At 58.5% G+C, this 23,442-nt stretch carries 16 protein-coding genes; 13 read left to right on the plus strand and 3 right to left on the minus strand.

Annotated features, from left to right (window positions below; translation table 11 throughout):
- Nucleotides 1-55: 55 nt before the first annotated feature.
- The 4 genes from FTE24_RS09680 to FTE24_RS09695 all read left to right on the plus strand — a co-directional run bounded on the left by FTE24_RS09680 (nucleotide 56) and on the right by FTE24_RS09695 (nucleotide 10,284).
- Nucleotides 56-5,593, plus strand: coding sequence for a cadherin domain-containing protein (locus FTE24_RS09680; RefSeq protein WP_160441714.1), 5,538 nt, complete (start codon nucleotides 56-58; stop codon nucleotides 5,591-5,593).
- 494 nt (nucleotides 5,594-6,087) lie between these two features.
- The gene (locus FTE24_RS23475) at nucleotides 6,088-8,775 is read left to right on the plus strand and encodes a hypothetical protein (RefSeq protein ID WP_150233082.1); all 2,688 of its coding nucleotides are present in this window, start codon (nucleotides 6,088-6,090) and stop codon (nucleotides 8,773-8,775) included.
- Nucleotides 8,776-8,919: 144 nt separating this feature from the next.
- The gene (locus FTE24_RS09690) at nucleotides 8,920-9,366 is read left to right on the plus strand and encodes a DinB family protein (RefSeq protein ID WP_150233084.1); all 447 of its coding nucleotides are present in this window, start codon (nucleotides 8,920-8,922) and stop codon (nucleotides 9,364-9,366) included.
- 270 nt (nucleotides 9,367-9,636) lie between these two features.
- Nucleotides 9,637-10,284: a FusB/FusC family EF-G-binding protein gene (locus FTE24_RS09695; RefSeq protein WP_150233086.1), complete on the plus strand. Its 648-nt coding sequence runs from the start codon at nucleotides 9,637-9,639 to the stop codon at nucleotides 10,282-10,284.
- Nucleotides 10,285-10,434: 150 nt separating this feature from the next.
- Here FTE24_RS09695 and FTE24_RS09700 read toward each other — a convergent pair whose 3' ends face one another.
- Nucleotides 10,435-11,502: a YheC/YheD family protein gene (locus tag FTE24_RS09700; RefSeq protein ID WP_150233088.1), complete on the minus strand. Its 1,068-nt coding sequence runs from the start codon at nucleotides 11,500-11,502 to the stop codon at nucleotides 10,435-10,437.
- A gap of 2 nt (nucleotides 11,503-11,504) precedes the next feature.
- On the minus strand, nucleotides 11,505-12,587 hold the full coding sequence (locus tag FTE24_RS09705; RefSeq protein ID WP_150233090.1) for a YheC/YheD family protein: 1,083 nt from the start codon (nucleotides 12,585-12,587) through the stop codon (nucleotides 11,505-11,507).
- A 115-nt stretch (nucleotides 12,588-12,702) separates the two neighbouring features.
- On the opposite strand from FTE24_RS09705, the gene FTE24_RS09710 reads away from it, so the two are divergent.
- Both FTE24_RS09710 and FTE24_RS09715 read left to right on the plus strand, forming a co-directional pair.
- Nucleotides 12,703-13,692 carry a phosphotransferase enzyme family protein gene (locus tag FTE24_RS09710; protein ID WP_150233092.1) on the plus strand — a complete coding sequence of 330 codons (990 nt, stop codon included), beginning with the start codon at nucleotides 12,703-12,705 and terminating at the stop codon, nucleotides 13,690-13,692.
- Nucleotides 13,693-13,856: 164 nt separating this feature from the next.
- Nucleotides 13,857-14,444, plus strand: coding sequence for a hypothetical protein (locus FTE24_RS09715; RefSeq protein ID WP_150233094.1), 588 nt, complete (start codon nucleotides 13,857-13,859; stop codon nucleotides 14,442-14,444).
- A 93-nt stretch (nucleotides 14,445-14,537) separates the two neighbouring features.
- On the opposite strand, the gene FTE24_RS09720 is transcribed toward FTE24_RS09715, so the two are convergent.
- Nucleotides 14,538-15,869, minus strand: a complete 1,332-nt coding sequence (locus tag FTE24_RS09720; RefSeq protein WP_150233096.1) for an alpha/beta hydrolase family protein — start codon at nucleotides 15,867-15,869, stop codon at nucleotides 14,538-14,540.
- 404 nt (nucleotides 15,870-16,273) lie between these two features.
- Here FTE24_RS09720 and FTE24_RS09725 point away from each other — a divergent pair, with 404 nt between their 5' ends.
- The 7 genes from FTE24_RS09725 to FTE24_RS09755 all read left to right on the plus strand — a co-directional run bounded on the left by FTE24_RS09725 (nucleotide 16,274) and on the right by FTE24_RS09755 (nucleotide 23,308).
- Nucleotides 16,274-17,140, plus strand: a complete 867-nt coding sequence (locus FTE24_RS09725) for a YiiG family protein (protein ID WP_237401711.1) — start codon at nucleotides 16,274-16,276, stop codon at nucleotides 17,138-17,140.
- A gap of 109 nt (nucleotides 17,141-17,249) precedes the next feature.
- Entirely contained in the window at nucleotides 17,250-17,525 is a 276-nt protein-coding gene (locus FTE24_RS09730; RefSeq protein ID WP_150233100.1) for a hypothetical protein, read from the plus strand.
- A gap of 66 nt (nucleotides 17,526-17,591) precedes the next feature.
- Nucleotides 17,592-18,428: an SRPBCC domain-containing protein gene (locus tag FTE24_RS09735; protein WP_237401712.1), complete on the plus strand. Its 837-nt coding sequence runs from the start codon at nucleotides 17,592-17,594 to the stop codon at nucleotides 18,426-18,428.
- Between the two features lie 173 nt (nucleotides 18,429-18,601).
- Nucleotides 18,602-20,809 (plus strand): alpha-galactosidase, encoded by a 2,208-nt coding sequence (locus FTE24_RS09740; protein WP_150233102.1) that lies wholly within the window; start codon nucleotides 18,602-18,604, stop codon nucleotides 20,807-20,809.
- A gap of 439 nt (nucleotides 20,810-21,248) precedes the next feature.
- Nucleotides 21,249-22,043 carry a metallophosphoesterase family protein gene (locus tag FTE24_RS09745; RefSeq protein ID WP_150233104.1) on the plus strand — a complete coding sequence of 265 codons (795 nt, stop codon included), beginning with the start codon at nucleotides 21,249-21,251 and terminating at the stop codon, nucleotides 22,041-22,043.
- A 40-nt stretch (nucleotides 22,044-22,083) separates the two neighbouring features.
- Nucleotides 22,084-22,695 carry a histidine phosphatase family protein gene (locus FTE24_RS09750; protein ID WP_150233106.1) on the plus strand — a complete coding sequence of 204 codons (612 nt, stop codon included), beginning with the start codon at nucleotides 22,084-22,086 and terminating at the stop codon, nucleotides 22,693-22,695.
- A gap of 22 nt (nucleotides 22,696-22,717) precedes the next feature.
- A complete protein-coding gene (locus FTE24_RS09755; RefSeq protein WP_150233108.1) occupies nucleotides 22,718-23,308 on the plus strand; it encodes a GrpB family protein in 591 nt (196 codons plus the stop codon).
- Nucleotides 23,309-23,442 lie beyond the last annotated feature (134 nt).

Below are 23,442 nucleotides of genomic sequence, written 5' to 3' on the forward strand. Positions count from 1 at the left end.
TTCCGTACGTTCCCGCATGGCAAGGCCCACTCCAGCAAGGAAGGGAATTGATCGTATGGATATATCGCCGTACAAAAGATCATTGGCTTCGTTCACAGCAGTCCTGATGCTGCTTAGCGTCTTTTTCGGCTATGCGCCCGTGACCCATGCCGCCGTGCTTCCCGCGAACGGGAAGCAGACTTTTGACGGGTATGCGCCGGCTACAGGAACGGTTCTTGAAAACCAATTTTTCCGAATTACGGCTTCTCCGGCCAATGCACTGTTGACAGCCGATTCGAGCGGCTTGTTTTTCGATTCGGCTGACGCGTCGGTGTCCGCTCCCGGACGGACGTATTACTACCAAATCGGCGTGAACGGAGATCTCGGCAGCTTTATTCTGGACACGGCCGAGGTCGGAGAATATACGGCCACGGACGGGAATTATACGGACATCAAGATCGTCGGCTATTCGGGCGGAGTCGAAGCCTTTACGCTAGGACCGCAATCCTTGGCGACAGACGGAAACACGACGTCCGTCGTTCCTTTCGATTTTGCGCCGGCAGCCGGCAAAAAAATCGATGCGTTCCGTGTCTATTACACGCTGGGGGCGTCGTCGGAAGCGTGGAACTTCAACGTGTTCAACTTCACGATCTCCCAGGCGACGGCCCGAAATACCGCGCCTGTCGCGGCGGCGGGTACACTGAACGTGACGGAAGATAATGTGCAGTCCGGTACGCTTGCAGGCAGCGATCCCGAAAGCGATCCGCTGACGTACTCCATCGTCGGCCAGGGCACCAAGGGCACGGCCGCGATCACGAACGCCAATACGGGCGCCTATACGTATACGCCGAACGCGAATGCGACAGGCGCGGATTCCTTTACGTTCAAAGTCAATGACGGCGTATTGGATTCGCCGCCGGCGACAATTAACGTGACGATCGCGGCGGTGAACGATGCGCCGACGAATCTTGTGCTGAGCAGCAGCAGCGTCGCGGAAAATGCGGCAATCCCGACGAACGTCGGCACATTGACGGCAGTCGATCCGGATGCGGGCGATACGTTTACGTATGCGCTTGCGAGCGGCAGCGGCGATACGGACAATGCAAGCTTTACGGTCTCGAACGGAACGCTGCAAACGGCGGCGTCGTTCGATTTCGAGACAAAAGCGAGCTACAGCGTGCGGATTCGTGCTACGGACAGCGGCGGGGCTTCGTATGAAAAAGCTTTTGCCATCGCGGTCACGAACGTCAACGAAGCGCCGACCGACCTCTTGCTCGACGACAATAACGTTGCGGAGAACGAACCGATCGGTACGGTCGTCGGCACGCTGTCGTCGATCGACCCGGATGCGGGCGATACGTTTACGCGTTCGCTCGTCAGCGGCAGCGGCGATACGGACAATGCCGCCTTCACGATTTCGGGCAGCGAACTGCGGACGAACGCGGTGTTCGACGCCGAAGCCAAATCGGCGTACGCGATTCGCGTCCGGACGACGGACAGCGGAGGCTTGAGTTATGAAAAAGCGTTCACGATCAACGTGACCGACGTCAACGACGCACCGGTCGTCGGAGGTGCGGCCGCGAACCAGGCAGTCAACGACAATGGAAGCGTTACGCCGTTCTCGGGAGTGACGATCTCGGATAACGACAGCGCGAATGTGACGGTGACGGTCGCGCCCGACGTGGCGGCAAAAGGGTCGTTCACGGCTGCGAGCCTGACGGCGAGCGGATTTGCCGCCGATGGCAGCGGCGGCTACGTCCGCAGCGGATCTCCGGCCCAGGTGACGGCCGCGATTCGGCTGCTTGCGTTCAAGCCCGCGGAGAACCGGGTCGCGCCGGGGCAAACGGAGACGACGACGTTCGCGATCGGCGTCAATGACGGGGCCGGAGGCCTCGCGAATAACGGCCTGACGTCGGTCGTAGCACTCTCGCTCAACGATGCGCCGACGGATATGGCGCTCAGCCGTCAGACGGTCGCCGAGCAGCAGCCGTCGGGCACGGCGGTCGGCACTTTGTCCGCGGTAGACCCGGATGCCGGCGAGACCTTTGCGTATTCGCTCGTCAGCGGCCCGGGCAGCGCGGATAACGGAAGCTTCACGCTCGTCGGCAGCGAACTGCGGACGAGCGCGGCGTTCGATTACGAAGCCAAAGCGCTCTACAGCGTACGTGTGCGCGTCGTCGACAACGCCGGATCGGCGTTCGAAAAAACGTTCGAAATCGGCGTCACCGACGTCAACGACGCACCGACGAATCTGACGCTCAGCGGTACTGCGGTCGCCGAGAACGAGCCGATCGGTACCGTCGTCGGCAGCTTGTCGGCGGTCGACCCGGATACGGGCGACGACTTCGTCTACACGCTCGCAAGCGGCAGCGGCGATACGGACAACGCCGCTTTTGCGATCGTCGGCAGCGAGCTGCGCACTGCGGCGGCGTTCGATTTCGAGACGAAATCGAGCTATAGCGTGCGTGTTCGCGTGACCGATCGAGGCGGTCTGACGTACGAGAAAGCTTTTGCGATTCAGGTGAGCGATACGAACGACGCGCCGTCGATTCTCGGTACGGCGGCCGATCAACCGGTGAACGATAACGCGGCGATTGCGCCTTTTGCCGCCGTGGAGATTATCGATCCGGATAGCGCCTCCGTGACGATCACGGTGACGGCGGATTCCGCCGCGAAAGGGCGCTTCACGCCAGCCAGCCTGTCCGTCGGCGGCTTCTCGGAAAGCGCGGGCGGTGTCTATACGCGCAGCGGAACGCCGGCAGCCGTCACGTCGGCGCTGCGGGCTCTCTCCTTCGCGCCTGCGGCCAACCGCGTCGCGCTGGGACAGACGGAGACGGTGACGTTCGACCTCGTCGCGGAAGATTCCGCAGGCGGACGCACGCAGAACCAGGGCGCGACGCTCAAAGTGTCTGCGGTCAACGACGCGCCGACGGATGCCGCGCTCGGCAGCGATGCCGTCGCCGAGAACGCGCCGACCGGCACGGTCGTCGGCAAGCTGTCGGCTGTGGACGCCGATCTTGGCGATACTTTTGCCTATACGCTTGCAAGCGGGGTCGGCGATACCGACAATGCGCGATTTGCGATCGTCGGAGACGAACTTCGCACCGCGGAAGCGTTCGATTACGAGACGAAGTCCGCTTATAGCGTACGTATTCAGGTCAAAGACGCGGCCGGAGCGATGTTCGAAAAGTCGTTCGCGATCCGGGTGACCGATGCCAACGACGCTCCGACGGAACTTGCGCTCGGTAGCCGCGACGTCGAAGAGAACAGACCGGCCGGCACGACCGTAGGTACGCTGACGGCCGTTGATCCGGATACGGGCGATACGTTCGGGTATACGCTGGCAAGCGGCAGCGGAGACAGCGATAACGCAAGTTTCGAGATCGAAGGCAGCACGCTGCGAACCGCCGAATCGTTCGATTTCGAGAAAAAATCCAGCTACAGCGTACGCATCCGCGTGACGGATCGCGGCGGCTTGACGTACGAGCAAACCTTTACGATTAACGTACTCAATGCCAACGATGGTCCGACGATCGCGGGCACGGAGGCGAATCAGCCGGTGACCGACAAAACGACGCTGAATCCGTTCTCGAACGTGACCGTGTCCGATATCGAGAATGACGAAGTGACGGCGATCGTCACTGTCACGGACGTCGCTCAAGGCGCGTTCACGGCCGAGAGTCTGGCCGCAGCCGGCTTCACTGAAGCAGGAGCCGGCACCGGACGTTACGTCTCGGATCGCGCCGCGCCGGCGGACGTGACAGCGGCTCTGCGCAAGCTCGTGTTTGCGCCCGCGGAGAACAAGGCAGCTCCGGGCCTGACCGGTACGGTCGGCCTGACGCTTGAAGTGACGGACGCCGAAGGCGCTTCGACTCGCGACGAGGCGACGACGCTCGTCGTCGCTTCCGTCAACGACGCGCCGACGGCGATCCGGTTGTCCGCCGCCGAAGTGCGGGAGAATCTGCCGGTTGGCACGGTCGTCGGCCGGCTGTCCGCAGCCGATCCGGACCCGGCGGATACGTTCCGCTATGCGCTGGTCGAAGGCGAAGGCGGCGAAGACAATGCGGTCTTCGCGGTAGCGGGCGACGAATTGCGCACGGCGGAGCGCCTGGATTATTCGAAGCGCAAAGCGTACTCCGTGCGGATTCGGGTGACCGACGTAAACGAAGAAAGCTTCGAACAAGTCTTCGCCGTGACAGTGACTCCGCAGCCTGCGGCGGGCGAGACGCCGAATCCGCCGACCGTGCAGGAGCCGGTCATCGATTCGCCGCCGCCGGCCCAGAGCGGGACGCGGCAGGTGGACGTTGTGGTGCAGGAAGGCCAGGAAGCGGCGGTCCGGGTAGAGATTACCCGCACGTCAGCGGCCGGACTTCAGCTCGATACGGTCAGACTGAACGCGGCCCAAGCCACGGAAGCGGCAGCCAAAGCGGCTGCGGGCGGGCAGGATTTCGCCCGCATCGTCATTGACGATATTCCGGGCAATCCGGCCGACGAAGTAGCCGTCAATATTCCAATGGCGGCTCTGAGTCCGCTTGCGGCCGGCGATATCCGGTTGGAAATCCAGACCGGGGACGTCAAGCTGACGCTGTCTTCGGCGTCGTTGGACGCGCTGCAAAGCGACGGCCAAGACTTGTACTTCCGTATCGTGCCGATCAAGCAGCCGGAGCAGCGGGCCGTATTGGAGCAGCGCGTATTGAACGCGGACGAAGTGCGCAGCGCGGCTGCCGGTACGGTCGTTCAGGTGCTCGGCCGTCCGATGACGATCGAGACGAATTATACCGGCCGTCCGACAAGCGTCGAGCTTCCGCTGACCGACGTCACGCTGCCTGCCGATCCGGCCGCGCTTCGGGCGTTGGCCGCACGGCTGGCCGTATACGTCGAGCATAGCGACGGCGAGACCGAACTGCAGCGGGGCGAAGTGAAATACGACGCGCGCGGCATTCCGGTCGCGATCGAGATCGAAGTCGACAAGTTCAGCACGTTCACGATCGTGGCCGCCGGGCCGTCGATCCAGCGCGAACGTTACGTATTCGGCTATACGGACGGTACGTTCCGTCCGGAACGGACGATGACCCGGGCCGAGATCGCCGCTGTGATCTCCCGGAATATCGGCGTTCCTTCCGGCAAGGGACAAGGCTATACGGACGTTGCCGCTTCGTATTGGGCGAATACGTATATCGCACATCTCCAGGAAGCCGGCATCATGACCGGAGACGGCAGCGGCAAGTTCCGTCCGGGCGACGCGATCACGCGGGGCGAACTGGCCGCGCTGATCGCGAAATGGAAAGCGCTGGCTCCGGCTCAAGCCGGACCGGCGGCTTCGGACCTCGCGGGCCATTGGGCGCGGTCGAACATCTCCGCCGTTATGGAAGCCGGGTTCATGACCGGGTATCCCGACGGCACGTTCAAGCCGAACCGGGCGCTGACAAGAGCCGAAGCGGTCGTCGCCCTGAACAAACTGTTCGGCCGTCCGCCGCTTGAAGGCGTGGAACGTCCGACCTGGTCCGACGTACCGACTTCGCATTGGGCTTATGCGGACATCGAAGCGGCGTCGGGCAGCTACTCCGCCGTGCCTTCGGGCAGCGGCGGCGAGGTGAAGGTCGATCCGCGCTGACGGGCCGGACCTGCCTTAGAAGCGCTTGAACAAATCAAGATAAGGAGGAGTTTTCTTTTATGGGAGAAGCAAGTGCAGCCGCGCAAACGGAAGCTGCAAACACGTTGACGTTTTCGGGCGTTCAACGCGGCAAAAAAGACGATCTGATTCATTTGGTGGCGGCGGATTTGGTGTTGACCCAACAGTATTTCGAAGATTCCGCTTCGGATTATATCGTGCAGGCGGATACGGTACATCTGGCCGAAAATTTAAGGCTGCCCGGACGTCGGATTGCGATCCATGCCCGCATCGTGTCCTCGGACGGACCGGTTCGCATCGACACTTCGGGAGCCGCTCTCGTAACGGGAGAAGGAACTTTTTCTCCGGAGCAAAAAGCGGAATCCAAAGCTCAGCCGGTTGAACACGGCCAAGCCGGTGAGAAGGGCAACGACGGAGAACGTGCCACAAACGGGAACCCGGGCGGTCCGATCCTGCTGGTCGCCGAACGTTTCAGCTTGAACGGAACGCTGGAGCTGGTCGCAAACGGAGGGGACGGCGGCCGAGGGCAAGACGGAGGTGATGGTGCACCCGGAGCCGATGGAGCAAAAGGCGACGACGCGGAAACGTATATTTTCTCGTCCGATAAGGAAGGGGAGCCGGGCAAACCTGGAGGAAACGGCGGCGGCGGCGGCAGCGCCGGAGCGTCGGGCCAGGGAGGAAACGGCGGCCTCGTATTTGTGGGCAGCGTTGTTCAGCCGGAAGACGGCCGCTTCGCATTGACAAGCGAGGGAGGCCGGGCGGGAGAAAATGCCCTGCCGGGAAAAGGACAGGCCGGAGGCAAAGGGGGACAAGGCGGCTTAAAGCTCTACACGACTCCGCCCTCTTACGGCGGTATGCCGGGAACGATGTCCATTCCGATTACGATAGTCGGCAAAGAACGAGCGTCCACGGGACAGGACGGCGAACAAGGACAGGACGGACAAGCGGCAGCAGCGGCGAACGCCGGTTATAACGGATCGATCGTCGTTGCGACGCTGACGTACGAACAGTTTTACGGCGTTCCGATCGAGGTCGACAATCTGTCGCAGAGCGATAAAGCCCGTGTGGAAGAAGCGTTATGCGCTTCTCTCGAACAGAAAATGCTGACGTTGAACAAAGCGAACGTCGCTTACCTGTCCGGCGAGGAGACGAATATCGAAGAAGCGGTCCTGCTGCTGCAATGGTTGTACCGCACGGTGCCCGACGAAGCGGCGCTGGCGAATTTGAGAAGCCTACCGAAAGAAAACGGCGCACATCTGGCTCCCCTTCTGGAAGCATCGGTGCAGTGGCTTGCTCTGCGTAACAGAATCGTGATTTTGCTGTCCCAGATAACGCAGGGACTCGATTATTTCGGGCATCCCTGGAACTGGGTTCCTCTTTTGCCACTCGGCGAATATCAGGAAAGGGGCAGGGATCTGATCGACGCTGCGCAGCAGGCGGAGCAGCTGTACCGGGATTATCTTCAGGCCCAGGATCGTATGGAGAATCGGGTATATGCGCTGAAGCATGCTTTGGACTTGTCGGCCGATAGCATCGCAGGCATGGAAAAATCGAGAGAAAACACGATCAAAACGAGAATTGATTTGAAAAAAACGGTAGACGGCATGATGGAGAAAATTACGGCCCAAGAGGCGGTATTGCAAAAAGAGGCGGCGGAATTCGTTGAGCTGGTTAGAAAACAGCTGGCCGTGGCCTCGCTCAAAGAAATGTTTAATCTGATCGTAAACGGCGTAGCTTTGGTGACCAACGTCGGACCGGCGATTACGGCGCTTCGGACCGGCGGAGCCATCGCTTCCGCGATCGGCACTTACATGGAGTCAGGTAAAACGATTGCAATATCCGAGGAAGGCAAAGACCAAAATCAGGTCGACAAGGAGAAAAAGAAAAAAGAAGCCGCTCTGACCAAGTCGGTCGGCAATGTGACCAAGACGTTGTCGTCAGGAATCGCCGTCATTACAAACGTGGTCAATTTGGTCGATCTGACGAAACGAATGAACGAGGCACGCGACAGTTTCGGTTACAAATCGACCATGGTGACGATGAAGCGTGAAGAATTCGAAGCTATGTTGAAGCCGGTGTATAATCAGATCGCTCCGGAAAAAGTAGAAGCGTACCGTACAGCCTTTTATACCTATCTGAATATTGTAGAAGATTATCAAAGCAAAATTCAGAGCTATAAGGCCACTTATTTTCAAGAAGGGAAAACGGTCGCCGAGATCATGCGTATCCGTGCCGAAGACGAACGCATTCGTCAGGCGCTCGGCAATCAGGATGATCCTTCTCTTCCGCTGTTCCATACGTACGTTTTCAACATGTATAACGAATTGAAAGAGAATTTGATCGATTTTCTCTACCAGGAATATCAGGCGTTCCGGTATTCCGTACTGCGACACGATCGTTTTCCGAAGCTAAGGGACAATCATGTGGCGGAATTGAGCCGGATTCATGCCGATATCACCGGAAAGTTGACGAGCGATATCAATCGATCGGACGCGTCCATACAGGACATTCGACAGCTCAAGGTCATTTTGAACGAAAGTTCTTTTCCAGATCAGTTCGCAATGTTGCGCGAGCGCAAGCAAGCCTTGTTCCCCGTATCGCTGGACAATCCCGCGGTTCGGCAAAAACTGGCGGGCAAGGCGCACATCATGGTGAACAAAGTGAAGTTCGAACTTCCCGGCGTGCAGGCAGGCTCCGGCGAAGTGCATATCGAATACAGCCATTCGGGATATTCCGCTTTTCTAAGTCGAGATGCGCAGCGATATGACTTCGTGCATCAGCGAATCAGAGGCTTTTACGAGTACTCATCGCATGACGGTACCGATGTTCAAACTTCCGGTGGTAACATCGGCGACGGCTTGACGCGGATCATGCCCGGACTGCTGACGCTTTGGTCGATTGCCCTGCCTCAAACCGATTCGGCCGATGCACCGTTGAACGAAGGCGTCGATCTTCAGGGAATGAAGCAGATCGTCATGACGTTCGAAGGAACCGCTGAACCGTTTGCGGAGAAAGCGCCGACTTCTCCGCTGGACAGGCTTAAGGTCAAGGGGACCCCGATCACGGGTCTTACAGATGACGACGAGCTTTTCTTGGTCGGAGAATCGGTCGCCGAGTCCTCCGTAGAACATGAATTGGAGGAAGAACTTGTGATCGAATTGTAAGAATGCGGCCCGAAGCAAAAACTCGCAGGGATAGTCCCGGCGAGTTTTTGCGCGTTCCGGTCCATTAAGAGACTCTTGCCGAGACAAATCTGTTAGGGCAACAAACGAATTTATCCGTGTATCTATTACAAGGAGGCTACAACCATGTCGATCATCCGGGATTTGTTCCGGCATCTCGATTGGGCGAACCAAACGATGCTGGATACGCTGCGGCAGCAGGAAGTCGGCGGCAAACCGCTGATCCTGTTCTCGCATCTGCTGCACGCCGAACGCGTGTGGCTGGCGCGGCTCGAAGGAACGGACAGTTCGCGGTTCGCGATCTGGTCCGATGTCGAAATGTCGTACTGCGCCGAACTGATGGAGCGCAACGCGCGGGACTTCGCCGCTCTGCTGGACGATCCGGCCGCATCCGATCCGGCCCGCGTCGTCGCTTACGCCAACAGCCGGGGGACGACGTTCACGAATACCGTCGGAGACATTCTGACGCATGTGGCGCTTCACGGCCAGTACCACCGGGGGCAGATCAACGCGCGGCTGCGCGAAGACGGGCACAATCCCGTCAACGTGGACTATATTACGTTTAGACGCTGAGCCGCTTCGCGACGGGCGGGATTGTCTCCGCTTCGCCGCCCTGTTATAATTTGCCTATACTATTCGTACTGGGGGTTGGACCGTGGCAATGTGGAGCGTACCGGATTGCTCGTTCGCTAGAAAAGCCTTGCGCGAAGCCTGAATAGGGGCGGACTTTGTGTAGGGCAAGGCAGCAACAATCAGTATCGATCGCCCTGACTTTACGTAACGGCTTACCCGCAGGCTTTGCACCTTATCGCTTGACTACCAACAAATAAGGGGCTGAAAGCTATGCAAAACGTAACGCCATTCATTCGCAACCATCAACTGAACGTGATTCATAAACAAGCCACTTTCCTGCTCAAGACGCTGCGCAGCGTCGCGGATCGCAAAGTGCTGGAATCGGTTCGCCATACGGCCGTCCTGAACGTGTTCGAAGCGTTCGATCATCTGGATGCCGGGCAAAAAGAGCTGTTGGAGCGGATGTCCGCTTTCGAAGCGGCGCACGACCTGCAGGACTATCTCGATTCGCTCGAACCGTATCTGCTGCCGTTTCCCGAAGCGACGTCCCAACAGATCCAGAAGCTGTTTCCTAAAGCGAAAAAGTTGAAAGTGCTGGAACTTGCGGCGGTGGATTATCCGCATACGACGTACCTGAGATGGATCGATATCGCCACCAACCGGCTGTTTATCGTCTATCCGCGCGCGGGCGGATTCGTCGGGGTCGAAGGACGGATGACGTCGACGAACAAAAAAGGCTTCTGCATGTTCTGCAATCGGCATCAGGAACTCGGATTTTTCAACGTGAAGCTCAAAGGCAGTTCGCCGGACAACCTCTCTTCGCTCGGCCAATACGTCTGCATGGACGATCTGGCCTGCAACAAAGGGATTACGGATCTGGGTCCGCTGGAAAAGTTTCTGGCTTCGGTAGGCAAATAAGCCTGAGCGTGAGTGCGTAAATCGTATAACAAAAAGGCCGCTCTCCGGAGCGGCCTTTTTGCGTGCGCATGAACCGGGATAACCGCCAAGCCCGGTCGAAGCCGGTCTCCCCGCAACCCCGGTTCCTTCCGTCTTACTCCGCCGCGGCGTTCAGGTTTCCGGCTCGCCGGAATTTCCGGGCTCGCCGCGATCCGCCCGCAGCAGGCGCAGCGTGTACGCCATCGCCGGGAGGGCGAGCTGCAGCTGGTAATACGAAGTCCGTGGCAGGCCGATTCCGGCTTCGAACAGCCAGAATCGCTGCTCCGCGTCGATGCCGATATCCAGTCCGATCTCGTGGAAGCCGCCGCCCGCCGCTTTTTCCAAATGTTCCGCCATGCGCAGTCCGTACCCGTCGATACGCGTATGCAGAGGACCGTTTTCTTTTTCCCCGAATTGGTTGGCCAGAAAGTCCGCCCATGTGCTCGTCCCGCGGTACGTAAGGTCGGTATTGGTCACTTTCACGTGCGGGGTCAGCGACAAGCCGATCGAATGGAAAGCGACGATCCAGCGTCCTGCGCCGTTTTTGGACAGATGCAGCCGAACGTGGAACGGATGTCCCTGCGGCGTAACGCTGCGGATCAGCTTCTGCACGAAATATTTTTTGGCGGCCAGCATATGAATCAACCGGGGCAGGTCTTCCCGCGCGAACCGGTGCTTGTACTGCTGGTCATACAGCTCGATGCCGTCTTCGACAAACTCCGCGGTCAGCGCGTTCCGGCCGAGGTACCCGCCGTTCGTCTTGAAGATGACGCGTTCGTGCCGCTCGATAAAATCGATGACGTCCCGGGCGTCGGATTCCCGCACCGCCTTGTACGGAATAAGGCTCTGCGCCAACTGCGGATCGCGCTCGACCATCTTGTACACTTTGGTCTTCGTCATCGAGCGGCCCGCGATCGTATGGCCCATCGGGATACCGTCCAGCTTGCGGTAAGCCGCTTCGAACCGGGCGATCCCGCGCCGGCGCGTATTGTCGTAGACGGCGTCGGGATAACGGAATTCGCCGCGTACCCATTCGTCGTGCTCAAGCTTCATCCCGACGATCGTATGCTCTCCGATATCGGAAGCGCGAAAATAATAAAAGTCGGCTCCGTGGTAGGCGGCGGCGACCGCGCAGGCTCTCATCAGCGCCGGTTCGACCTTCCAGCCCAGCATCATGCCGATCAGCGGCTTTCGATCCATCGTCACCGACCTCCCGCATCGCGTTCGCCGTCCGCGCGTCCGCTGTCCGTCGGCTCGCCGCGATGCCGCGCGAGCACGTACAGCGTGTATGCCATCGCCGGAAGCGAACCCTGCATTTGGTAATACGGCGATCGGGGCAGGCCGAGACCGGCTTCGAACAGCCAGAACTTGCCTTCGGCATCGACGCCCAGATCCAGCCCGAGTTCGTGAAAGCCTGAGCCGATCCGCTCTTCCAGATACTGCGCCGTCCGGATACCGTATTCGCCCAGACTGTCGTCCATCGGGCCGCCTTCCGCTTCGCCGAACTGGTGCAGCAGGAAGTCCGGCCAGGTGCTCGTTCCCCGGTACGTCAAATCGCTGTTGGTAATTTTGACGTGCGGCATCAGCGAGAGCGTGACCGATTTGTAGGCGATCACCCATTGGTTCTGCCCGTTTTTGGACGCATGGACGCGAATATGAAAAGGATAGCCGTGCGGCGTGACGCTGCGGATCATTTTTTGTGCGCAGTATTTTTTGGCAATGAGCAGGTCGAGTGTCTTGAGTGTCTCTTCCCGGTTCAAATTGTGCACGTACTGTTGATCGAACAGCTGGATGCCGTCTTCGCCCGATTCGGCCGTAAAAATATTTGCGCCCATCGCGCCGCCGTCCGGCTTCAGCACAACCTGTTGGTGCTTGTCGATAAAGCCGAGCGTCTTCTCCGCGTCTCGCATCGTCATGAACGGAATAAGGTGGCGCTTCAGGTCTTCGTCGCCCCGGAGCAGGTTGTACACTTTCGTCTTGCCCATCGAGCGTCCTTCCAGCGTATGTCCCATCGGCACGCGTTCCAACTTGCGGTACGCTTCCTTGAACAGCGATTTGCCTCTGCGGCGCACGTTGTCGTAAATGACGTCGGGATAGCGGAATTCCCGCTCGATCCATTTGTTGTCTTCGAGCTGCATGCCGACAATGGTGTCTTCCTTGATATCCCGGGTGTGAAAATAATAAAAGTCCGCTCCGTAATGCGAAGCGGCCAGCGAACACGCTCTCATCAGGTCCTGTCTGACTGTCCAACCCAGCATCATGCCGATCAGCGGTCTTGCGGTCATCGTTACCGGCCTCCCGTTAAGTTCAATACAGCCATTTTACCCAATCGGGCGAGATTCGTCACTGTCCGGGCGGCATGGGTAATACCGGGTAGAGACCGACGAAAGGAGACTTCCCATGACCCTCACGACGAACGAACAGCTATCGCAGCTGCTGGCGGCCTATGACCTCGACCGGCCGCAGCCTACTTTTTTGAGACATAACGAAAATCGCACTTATCGCGTGCAGGATGCGGGAGGACGCAGTTATTTGCTGCGCATCCACGATCCTTACGTACCCGAGATGAAAGGACTCCAACATCGGTACGACGGCATTCTGGCGGAACTCGAGATGCTGGAGCGGCGCGGCGCCCGAAGCGACGAAGAAGTGCAGGTGCCTGTGCGCAGCCGGGCGGGCGAGCTCGTGACGACGTTCGAAGAGCGCGAGCGGACGCTAAACGTCTCGCTGCTGACGTGGCTGGATGGACGCGACCTGCAAAAAGAAGATCTGTACGGCGAGGATATGGTCGGCAAACTGGGCGGGGAACTGGCGAAGCTGCATGCCTTTTTCGCGGAATACGCAGCGCCCGGCATGGAAGCGAGACCGCATCAGGGCCGGGCTTACAACGACCGCTTGGCCGGCGTCATCCGCTCGGGCGTCGCCAAAGGGCTGTTCACGGCCGAAGACGCGGACACGGTGGAAGAGACGCTGCGGCTGATCAACGACCGGCTCGCGGGGCGCGGCGGAGAATTCGGAACGGATCTGATCCACGGCGATATCGGCCTGAACAATGCGATCGTGACGGAAGACGGCGGCGTGCGGCTGATCGATTTCGGCTTCTACGGCAGAGGCTACCGTCTCACGGACGTGGCGATGGGGGCCATGATGCTGCCGAGCGACCGGCGCGAGCTGTTTCTCGCGGCGTATGCCGGCGGCAAAAAGTGGACGGAAGAAGAGCTGCGCGAGATCGACGGCTTCATGCTGGTCGCGATTCTCGGGTATTACGTGTTCCAGTTCGGCAACGTGCGGATGCACGATTGGATGCGGGAACGGATGCCGATGCTTTGCGCGGACAAATGCCGGCCTTTTCTGGCGGGAGAGCGGATGCTGGAACGAATCGCTTTTTGAAAAGGGAAAGGTGAAGAGTGAAAGGGGCCGCGGAGCGCAAGCAAGCAGGAAACGGCGAGGACGGCGGAGAATTCCCGTGTAGACGAAGAAGTCAGGCTCCAAGCCGTTTGGATACGAGGGAGTTTAGAGGCCGAAAAAAGGCAGAGTCATAGAAGGAGGATTCCATGAAAATGTCTACGTGGGCCGGAGGCGCCGCACTGGCGGCGCTCGCCTGGCATTATCACGCGCTGCCCCGGAAAGATCCGATATCGACCGAAGATACGCCCGAAAGCTGCCTGATCGACACGCCCAACCGGCCGGCGTTCCAATCGGGCACGGAATGCGCGGCGTTCTCCAGCGCTTACGTCATGCGCCATCTGGGCGAAAAAAGCGACGGCCGCGAGATCTACCGGGGCTATCCGCGCAAACTGCTGGACGGTACCGTCGACCCGCGCGGCATTCTCGTTTTTTTCAAACGGAGAGGCTACCGGGCGACTTTCTACCGCGGAGACGCGGACACGCTCAAGAAGCGGATCAGCCTCGGCGTCCCCGTCATCGCGTTCATCAAAGTTTACCCGGATAAAAGATACGCGCACTTCGCTCCGGTCGTCGGGTACGATCTGGAACATTTCTACCTCGCGGATTCGCTCAAACACCGGATCAATGCGCGGGGAGAGAGTGTCTACAACCGCAAGCTGCGCATCGACGAACTGGAACGGCTCTGGCGGACCAATCCGTTGTATAAGCAGTCTTATATCGTGATTGAACGGTAGGAGGGGCCTGCCGGAAAGGGGAAGACGGATGGAACTGAACGATTTTATGGAAACTTCGATTCCGTGTTCGCCGAATAGAATTGCCGAGCAGCATCAAGGAAAGCGAATAAATTTCACTTCCGGGAATCGGCTGTCGGTTTTTTTCATCAGAGCGCCGTTTTTATTTTTGAGATGTTGGTCGAAAAAGTCCAGCATGTAGGCATTGACCACAGTATCGGCTCTTTGAGGCGCTATTTTTCCGGTGAGGCCCAAGCGGGCGAACAGCGGAGACAGGAACTGGGCGTCGGTAAAGTTCAGATGTTCGGTATTCTCGATATAAAGCGCTTGTCCTCCCGCTTCCACCGCTTCATGCATCCGCTTGAGTTCCAGCCGCTTGTCTTGCGCAGCGGCTTCTTCCCATTCCCGCGTCGAACCCATACGTTCCATTTCTTCATCCGTGTAGGGACGCTGTTCCAGCACTCGCTGCAGTTTCCCGAAATAGCTGTCCGACGTAATAAACAAGAACGGTTTCCGCAGCTCTCCCCGCTCGCGCAGGCGATACAGCCCGCCGTCCAGATCGATGCCGGCCGCGATTCGCGGATCGTACGAAGCGTCATAAGCGGCGGCTCCGCCGATCGAATGACCGAATATCCCGATATGGCCGAGATCCAATTTGCTTTGCAGGTTGCTCGGGATCTGCCCGGACTGCATCTGTTCGAACCGGTCCAGTACAAACGCGACATCGTCGGTCAATAGGCGGCCCAGCCGATCGCGCTGCAGGCTTACTGTGCGATAATCGTCGTCGGGCGAGAACAGGCTGTCGGCTGCGGCAGTTGTAATCTTTCCGTCCGGAAATTCGGTGGCGAAAGTAGTATAGGTATGGTCGATCACGGCTACGATATACCCGCGAGCCGCGAGGTATTCGGCCTGCGACGTATGGAAGAACCTCGACGAAGCGTTGCCGGGATTGCCAACAATCAGCGGATAGGTCGGCTGCGCCGAAGACACGGCAGCCTGCGGATCGGCATGGGCGGACACCTGCTCCAAATAGTCAAAAGTAAATTCGGGCAGTCCGTACTGCGCAGCCATATGTGGCAGAATCCGGGGGTCCGGAATCCAGGCGGCGGGTGTGCCGGTGCCGGCTTGAGCCGGATACCACACCTGAACCATCAAAGCCCGGTGCCCTTGAACGGGTCCGTCGAACGTTTCTGTTCGGTCCGTATCCACAAGATACAGCGCCTGCGTGCCTACCGGATAATCGCCTTGCGGCTCGGGCAGCTTGACTGCGGGAAAAGCATACAGCAGACCGACCGTTCCGGCCAGCGCGAGTCCTATACCGACATAGGCGAATCTTCGCAGCAGTCGGTACCGTTCTTTTTTGCAGACAAGCGCGGTAACCAGCAGGACCAGCACAACCGCGGCTCCCGCCAATGCAAATCCTCTCATTGTCGACTCCTCCTGTTCTTTTGGGCAGATGCTTCAATCTTACCTGGCAAAGGCCGTTTCAGCCATCGATTTTCCTTACAGCTTGATCGAGCTTGTGGGTACAAAAATCCCGGGTGCAAGAGCTGCTTGGCTTGGGACAAGGCAGCAGGCGATTTGGAATATTGCGACTCCGGACTCAAGACCCTCTCCCCAAATCCTTCTAGAATTGAAAAGAACTAATTAAAGAAGGTTACATACGGATGAAAAGAACGTAAAATGACCCAGTCGGAGGAATCGCGATCTTGAGAAAGCTGCCGTTTATCATTGCCGTTATTTGTTTGGGAACCGCCTTATCCGCTTGTTCCGCTCCAGCCGTTCCTCTGAGTCCTGCGGCTGCAGGCGTGACACAGGAGGAGAGCGCACAGATGGAGAAATATAATGCGTACGTGACGTTGAACAACCTCATGAGAGGCCGGATCGACGAAGTGCTGATTCATTATTTCGAGAAGTTCGGTACGGACAAACAGCCCGTGATCGAAGACAACTTCAGCTTTATTATGCTGGATGTGGTCGAACAGGACCGCGCCGTAATCGATCAGGTCAAAGGCTTTATGTCCAGCAAGCCGACTTTTGCGAGCGCCGACCCGGCTGCCTCCAAGCTGATCCCGGGTATTCAGGATCTATTGGCCGTTCTTGACGAGATGAAAGTCTATTACGACAGCAAAGGCTATGTGGACGACGACTTCACCACAGGCAAAGAGCTGCACGCCAAACTGCTGACCGCTTATGAGGCTTACGACAAATCCGCCCAGGGCTACTATACGGCTCTGCAGAAAATGGGCGACGAGCAGCGTCTGGCCGATCTGCAGGAATTCAAGAAGGCCGGCCAGGACATCCGGTACAACGCCTTGAAGTTTATGATCGACGCCGAAGCGACGGCGATGGAGATCGAGGCGCAGGGGATTCACGCCGCCAATGTGCTGGAGCTTGATCTGGCGAAATTCAAAGCCAAATACGAGGTGATGACCGCCGATCTGACCGCCCTGACCACCCTGTCCAAAGACAAAGACCAGATTCAAAAAGAAGGCCTGAACGAGTTTGCGATCCGCAGCTATGTGGAAGCGGCTACCGAAGCCAAAGTCGGCGCTTCGAATATCATCGAACGGATCAGGAACAAGGAGCCCGTATCCGATTCCGATCTGAGCGGCCAGTTTCTGGACAGTACGGAAGGAACCCCCGAGACGTTCAACCAGCTGATCGGCAAAGCGGTCGAACGTTATAACGGCATGTAAGGCAAACCGCGTAGGCCCAGCATGAATCCTCCCTTTGAAAGCGTGCCTAGACGGTACGGCTTCCGAAGGGAGTTTTTAATATAAAAAATGAACAGGGAGCGTGAACCGTATGGAAAATGAGCTGATGCAGCGTCTGATTGAACGGTACTTGAGCGCTCATCACACGTTCGCAGTCGACCTGCCCAACGGTATGAAAGCGGGCGAAGTTCTGCGGCTGCGGGGAAAATCGGTCTTTGAAAAAAAGGAGAAAAGCGGGTCCGAATCGAAGATCACAGTTAAAAGGTTCTGTCGTAAGCAGCAGGAGCCTGGAAAACGGCGAATCCGGAAAAATAGCGGCGGACGAATCTTTTTTTACAAGCGATCGAATCTCGTAGTCAGGGAATAAGTCATCGTACGCCTTGCACGGACAAAAAAAGCGGTGAAGCCGCTGTCAAAGGAGGAGAGGACACGCATGAAAAGATCCTCATTGTCCCTCGCACTCCGTATTCTGTCGCTGCTGCTCGGCGTAGTCGGAGTGCTGCTTATTATCCGCAGTACGGAACTTGGGCTGGCCCAGGCGGATTCGCTGACAGACGGCGAACAATACGACTCCGGCACCCGATTCTGGCTGGTGCAGCAGAGCGGGATCGCCGCTTATCGGACGCTTGGCGCGATTCTGGCCGGAGTCGGCCTGTTCCATGCGCTGCGGCCGCTCAGCCGGCTGGAAATGCAGCGGATCAGCACCTCGTCGGAGCAGGAAGACGAGCTGACCGGCATCAAGCAGACGCTGCTGCCGGGAGCGGCCAAAGATTCGGACACGTTCGCACTGCGTGCGGCCGGGTCCGAAGGGCCAAGAATCGATACGGCCGCCCGCATCGTCAACGCGTCTCCGCAAACGATCTATTGGGCGTTCGTCGATCCCGACGTGCTCGTGCGCTGGCTGCCTCCCGCAGGGATGCGCGGGCGGATCGAGCGCTTCGAACCGCAGACGGGCGGCGCTTACCGCATGACGCTGACGTCTGCCGACGCTTCCGCTTCGTTCGAAGGCAAATCGTCGCCGGACACGGACATCGTCGAAGGCCGCTTCACGGAACTGGTGCCGGGACAGAAGATCGTGCAGACGGCGACGTTCGATTCGCCCGATCCTTCTTTTGCCGGAGAAATGGTCATAACGTGGGAACTGGAACCGGTCGGGGAAAAAACGAAAGTGACCGTCCTCTGCGAACACGTGCCGGCCGGCATCCGGCAGAGCGAACACGAACAGGCGCTGTCGTCGACGCTTGCGAATCTGGAACGCGTAATCGGATAAGGGAAAGCTTGGTCGCTGTGTAATCTATTTATCTTGGATTATGACATGCGAAACAGGCATCCTGACATATGGCAGAACGTCTTCTTTTCCTATAATAGAAACAGAAGTTTATGTCCAAAAGCACGCATGGTAACATGAACACGACATCATAGTCCGAAACGGAGGATTTTCTTTTGCCTATTTTCCATGATTCCACAGCCCAAACGTTCCATCTGCAGTCCGCCGCGTCCAGCTACGTGATCCAGCTCGTTGAGTCCGCGCATCCCGCCCACGTGTACTGGGGACCGAGACTGTCCCAGGAAACGTTCGAGCCGCGCATCCATTCGATCGAACGCGCCTCGTTCAGCCCGAACCTGAGCCCGGAAGCGATGCACGTCTCGCTCGACACGCTTCCGCAGGAATATCCGGCCTATGGCAGCGGCGATTTTCGCGAGCCGGCGTTCGAAGCCCGCTACGCGGACGGATCGACGATCAGCCGCCTGACGTACGAGAGCCACGAGATCGTGTCCGGCAAGCCGGCGCTCGAAGGCCTGCCCGCCACGTACGTCGAGAACGACGCCGAAGCGGACACGCTGCATATCCGCCTGCGCGACGAGCTGACCGGACTCAGCGCCGTGCTGAGTTATACCGTGTTCCACGAGATTGACGCGATCACCCGCTCCGTGCGCTTCGCGAACGAAGGCCAAGACGTGATCGCTCTCGGCCGCGCGCTCAGCGTCAGCGTCGACTTCAACCACAGCGAATTCGAATTCCTGCAGCTCTCGGGCGCGTGGATTCGCGAACGCCATATCCACAAGCGCGAACTGGTGCCGGGTATCCACCGCATCGACAGCAAGCGCGGATCGAGCAGCCACAACCAGAACCCGTTTATCGCGCTGCTGTCCAAAGACGCGGGCGAAGACTTCGGCGAAGTGTACGGATTCAGCCTCGTGTACAGCGGCGGATTCCTCGGCCAGGCCGAAGTGGATTCGTTCGGTTCGACGCGTGTCCAGCTCGGCGTCCAGCCGTTCGATTTCGAATGGAGACTCGAAGCGGGTGAGACGTTCCAGACGCCGGAAGCGGTCATGGTCCGTTCGTCGGAAGGACTCGGCGGCATGTCGCGCACGTACCACAAGCTGTACCGCACCCGGCTCAGCCGCGGCGAGTTCCGCGACAAAGCGCGTCCGATTCTCGTCAACAACTGGGAAGCGACGTATTTCGATTTCAACGCGGACAAGATCAAAGAGATCGCGGCGGCCGGCCAGGACCTCGGCATCGAGCTGTTCGTGCTCGACGACGGCTGGTTCGGCAAGCGCGACAGCGACAACAGCTCGCTCGGCGACTGGTTCGAAGATTCCCGCAAGCTGCCGGACGGCTTGTCCAAGCTTGCGAGCGACATCACGGCGACGGGCATGGAGTTCGGCCTCTGGTTCGAACCGGAGATGGTCTCGCCGAACAGCGAACTGTACCGCAATCACCCGGACTGGTGCCTGCACGTGCCGAACCGCAGCCGCACCGAAGCGCGCCGCCAGTTGATTCTCGACCTGTCGCGTCAGGACGTGTGCGATTATATCGTCGATTCCGTCTCGAAAGTGCTGGAATCCGCGCCGATCACCTACGTCAAATGGGATATGAACCGCAATATGACGGAGATCGGTTCCGAACTGCTGGCGCCGAACCGCCAGCGCGAGACGGCGCACCGCTACATGCTCGGTCTGTACGGCGTGCTGGAACGCATCGTGTCGCGCTTCCCGCATATCCTGTTCGAGAGCTGCTCCGGCGGCGGCGGACGTTTCGATCCGGGCATGCTCTATTACATGCCGCAGACGTGGACGAGCGACGACAGCGACGCGGTGGAGCGTCTCAAGATCCAGTACGGCACGAGCATCGTCTATCCGGCGAGCAGCATGGGCGCGCACGTATCGGCCGTGCCGAACCATCAGGTCGGCCGCATCACGCCGCTTGAGATGCGCGGACACGTCGCGATGAGCGGCAACTTCGGCTACGAGCTGGACCTGACGCAGTTCACCGAAGAAGAGAAGACGGAAGTGAAAGCGCAGGTGCAGCAGTACAAAGAACTGCGCGGCCTGATCCAGTTCGGCGACTTCTACCGCATCAAAAGCCCGTTCGAAGGCAACGATACGGCATGGGCCTACGTGTCCGAAGACCGTTCGCAGGCGTTCGCCGCCTACTTCCGCGTGCTCGGCGAACCGTATGCGCCGCTGCGCCGCCTGAAGCTCAAAGGACTCGACCCGACGAAGCGCTACAGCGTCGAAGGCCGCCTTGGCCAGGGCGAGAGCGGCAGCGTGTACGGAGGCGACGAACTGATGCACTTCGGACTGTCGCTGCCGATGCTGAACGGAGATTTCCAGAGCGTGCTGTACGTGATTAAGGAAGTGTAAATTCGGCTTTTTGTCAAAAGGGCATCCAATCAAAGGGACAAGAGCGATTATCGTTGTCTGCAAAATAATCGTCTTCAGAAAATCTCGTCGGGAAACCAACTTCCCGGCGGGATTTTTCGTTTATTCAACAGGGAGCCGACACAGGAGAAAATAACTGCGGGAGAACCGCTATTTCGCGTTTCCAGCATCTTTCGGCGCAAATAGCTGCGTACAAACCGTTATTTGCTCAATGCAGCTCCATCTCATGTTCTTTTGTGCAAAATAACGGTTGTTCGGCAGTTATTTCACTTTTTGACGAAAATTTATCCCGAATAGGGGTTCTACTGCAGTTATTTTCGCCAACCGCCCCGTAACTCTCTTTCCGGCCTGTCTTGGCCTGCTTAGGAATCCTTGATAGGTCATGGTGTTTCTAATTTTCCTATGGAAGGACAGTATTCAAATGGAGCACAAGTATTCTGGTTCTAGCCGGCCCGACAGCAGCAGTGATCGGATAGCCGCACCGATCGCGGTCATCTCGGATATTCACGGCAATGCCCCGGCGCTGAGAGCGGTGCTGGCAGACATTTCCCAGCGGGGCATCGGCACGATCATGAATCTGGGAGACAGCCTGTTCGGTCCGATCGATCCCGTCGGTACGGCGGAGCTGCTGATGGACGATTCCCGCATCCTGCATATCCGGGGCAACTGCGACGAGATTCTGCTGCAAGGCAGCGCCGATTCCGCGACCTTCGCTTTCGTGAAGCTGCGGCTGACTCCCCACATGCTGGAATGGATTCGGAGTTTCCCTGCGACCCTCACATTTGAGGACCTGTTTTTCTGCCATGGAACGCCGCAGGCGAACGACCGGTATCTGCTGGAAAAAGTAACGGAGGAAGGCGTTCGCTTAAAAAGTTCCGCGGAGCTTGCGAGCGAATTTGCGGGCTGCGACCATCGTTACGTTTTTTGTGGCCACAGCCATATGTTCCGAACGATTAAACTGCCGGACGGCCGGACGATCGTCAACGCAGGCAGCGTCGGGCTTCCGGCTTACGAGGACGAACTTCCTTTCCCGCATGTGATGGAATCCGGTTCGCCGGATGCCGATTACGCGGTGGTTGAACAGCGTCCGGAGGGAAGCCGGGAGGTTCGGCATATCCGGGTTCCGTATGATTTCGAAAGTGCAGCCGTATTGGCGGAGGCCGCAGGGAGAGCGGATTATGCTTTTGCGATTCGTGCGGGGAGGGCGCTGCGATAAGCGGCATCTTGGCATCGGGCAGTAGAAGGAGGAGAAAAAGATGAACATTTACCTGGTCAGGCACGGAGCGGATGAAGAAGGCTATCGCGGAGGGTGGAGCCGGCGTGGGCTGACGGAAGAAGGCATCGCCCAGTCGAGGAGATTGGGAGACTATTTGCGCGATCATGCGGAAACGTACGGCATTCGTACCCTGATAGCCAGTGATCTTCCGCGCGCGGCACAGACGGCAGCAGAGGTCGGAAGGGTATTGGGGCTGACTGCGGTCTATTCGGACGAATGGCGGGAGATGAACAATGGCGATCTGGCCGGTATGCCGAATCCCGAAGCGGAAGCCAAATATCCGGGTCTATATTTCAATACGCTCGGGATGGATGATCCCTATCCGGGAGGAGAAACGCCGGCACATTTTCAGAACCGGACTCTCGCGGCTTTCGGGGAATTGTGCGGCCGGATCGAAAACGGCGAGACGGAAGCGGATGTTCTGCTCGTCACGCACGGCGGTGTCATCAATATTCTGTATCATACTCTTATGGGACGGGAATGGACGAACCGGGCTACCTTTTATCCGATCGATCAGACTGCCACGCACACGGTAACGAAAACGGACGAAGGATGGGAAATAACGGAGGAAAACGTCCTGCCGCATAAATAACACAACCGGAGGAGGAGGCACGATGCAACAAGCTGCCGTTGTCGTACCCTACGACGCCAACTGGCCAAGTCAGTTCCAAGAAATCGCCGGAAGGCTCCGCCAATCGCTTGGCGACCAAGCGCTGCGGATCGACCATATCGGTTCGACGGCGGTTCCCGGGCTTGACGCCAAGCCGGTGATCGATATCCAGATTTCGGTGCCGGCGCTTGAACCGATGATCTATACGCAGGCGCTCGAATCGGCCGGATACGTTCACCGCGCAGACAATCCCGATCTGACCAAACGTTATTTTCGCGAACAAGCCGGACAGCCGCGGACGCATATCCATGTGCGCGAAGCGGGCAGTTGGTCCGAGCAGACGGCGCTGCTGCTGCGCGATTTTCTCAGGGAGCACGAATCCTATCGCAAGCTGTATGCCGCGGAAAAGCATGCGCTGGCCCGCCGGTATGCCCGACCGGATCAGCGGCAGCTGTACGTGGACGGCAAAGACCCGGTGATCTGGCGCATCCTGTACGCAGCGAGCGGGTGGAGTCAGGCAACTGGCTGGAAGCCGCAGCGTCACGGCGACGACGATCAGGATCGGCAGGCGCCGTCGTCGGGCGATACGCGCTGAGCCCCGATCTGTCCCCTTGAACGCTTCCGGGTGCAGCATGAACAAATCCCCGCAAAAGAATCGCCAAGGTTGACTTGCCCATCCCCGCCCTCTAGCATAGAAAGCAGTGAATGACGGGGCAACGCCCCGTTCAA

It is taken from the genome of Saccharibacillus sp. WB 17 (genome assembly GCF_008634075.2).
Lineage (GTDB): Bacteria > Bacillota > Bacilli > Paenibacillales > Paenibacillaceae > Saccharibacillus > Saccharibacillus brassicae.

Coding starts and splice junctions, on each gene's coding strand:
- FTE24_RS09680 (WP_160441714.1), top strand. CDS start 56: ATGGATATATCGCCGTACAAAAGATCATTGGCTTCGTTCACAGCAGTC.
- FTE24_RS09690 (WP_150233084.1), top strand. CDS start 8,920: ATGTCGATCATCCGGGATTTGTTCCGGCATCTCGATTGGGCGAACCAA.
- FTE24_RS09695 (WP_150233086.1), top strand. CDS start 9,637: ATGCAAAACGTAACGCCATTCATTCGCAACCATCAACTGAACGTGATT.
- FTE24_RS09700 (WP_150233088.1), bottom strand. CDS start 11,502: ATGGATCGAAAGCCGCTGATCGGCATGATGCTGGGCTGGAAGGTCGAA.
- FTE24_RS09705 (WP_150233090.1), bottom strand. CDS start 12,587: ATGACCGCAAGACCGCTGATCGGCATGATGCTGGGTTGGACAGTCAGA.
- FTE24_RS09710 (WP_150233092.1), top strand. CDS start 12,703: ATGACCCTCACGACGAACGAACAGCTATCGCAGCTGCTGGCGGCCTAT.
- FTE24_RS09715 (WP_150233094.1), top strand. CDS start 13,857: ATGAAAATGTCTACGTGGGCCGGAGGCGCCGCACTGGCGGCGCTCGCC.
- FTE24_RS09720 (WP_150233096.1), bottom strand. CDS start 15,869: ATGAGAGGATTTGCATTGGCGGGAGCCGCGGTTGTGCTGGTCCTGCTG.
- FTE24_RS09725 (WP_237401711.1), top strand. CDS start 16,274: ATGGAGAAATATAATGCGTACGTGACGTTGAACAACCTCATGAGAGGC.
- FTE24_RS09730 (WP_150233100.1), top strand. CDS start 17,250: ATGGAAAATGAGCTGATGCAGCGTCTGATTGAACGGTACTTGAGCGCT.
- FTE24_RS09735 (WP_237401712.1), top strand. CDS start 17,592: ATGAAAAGATCCTCATTGTCCCTCGCACTCCGTATTCTGTCGCTGCTG.
- FTE24_RS09745 (WP_150233104.1), top strand. CDS start 21,249: ATGGAGCACAAGTATTCTGGTTCTAGCCGGCCCGACAGCAGCAGTGAT.
- FTE24_RS09750 (WP_150233106.1), top strand. CDS start 22,084: ATGAACATTTACCTGGTCAGGCACGGAGCGGATGAAGAAGGCTATCGC.
- FTE24_RS09755 (WP_150233108.1), top strand. CDS start 22,718: ATGCAACAAGCTGCCGTTGTCGTACCCTACGACGCCAACTGGCCAAGT.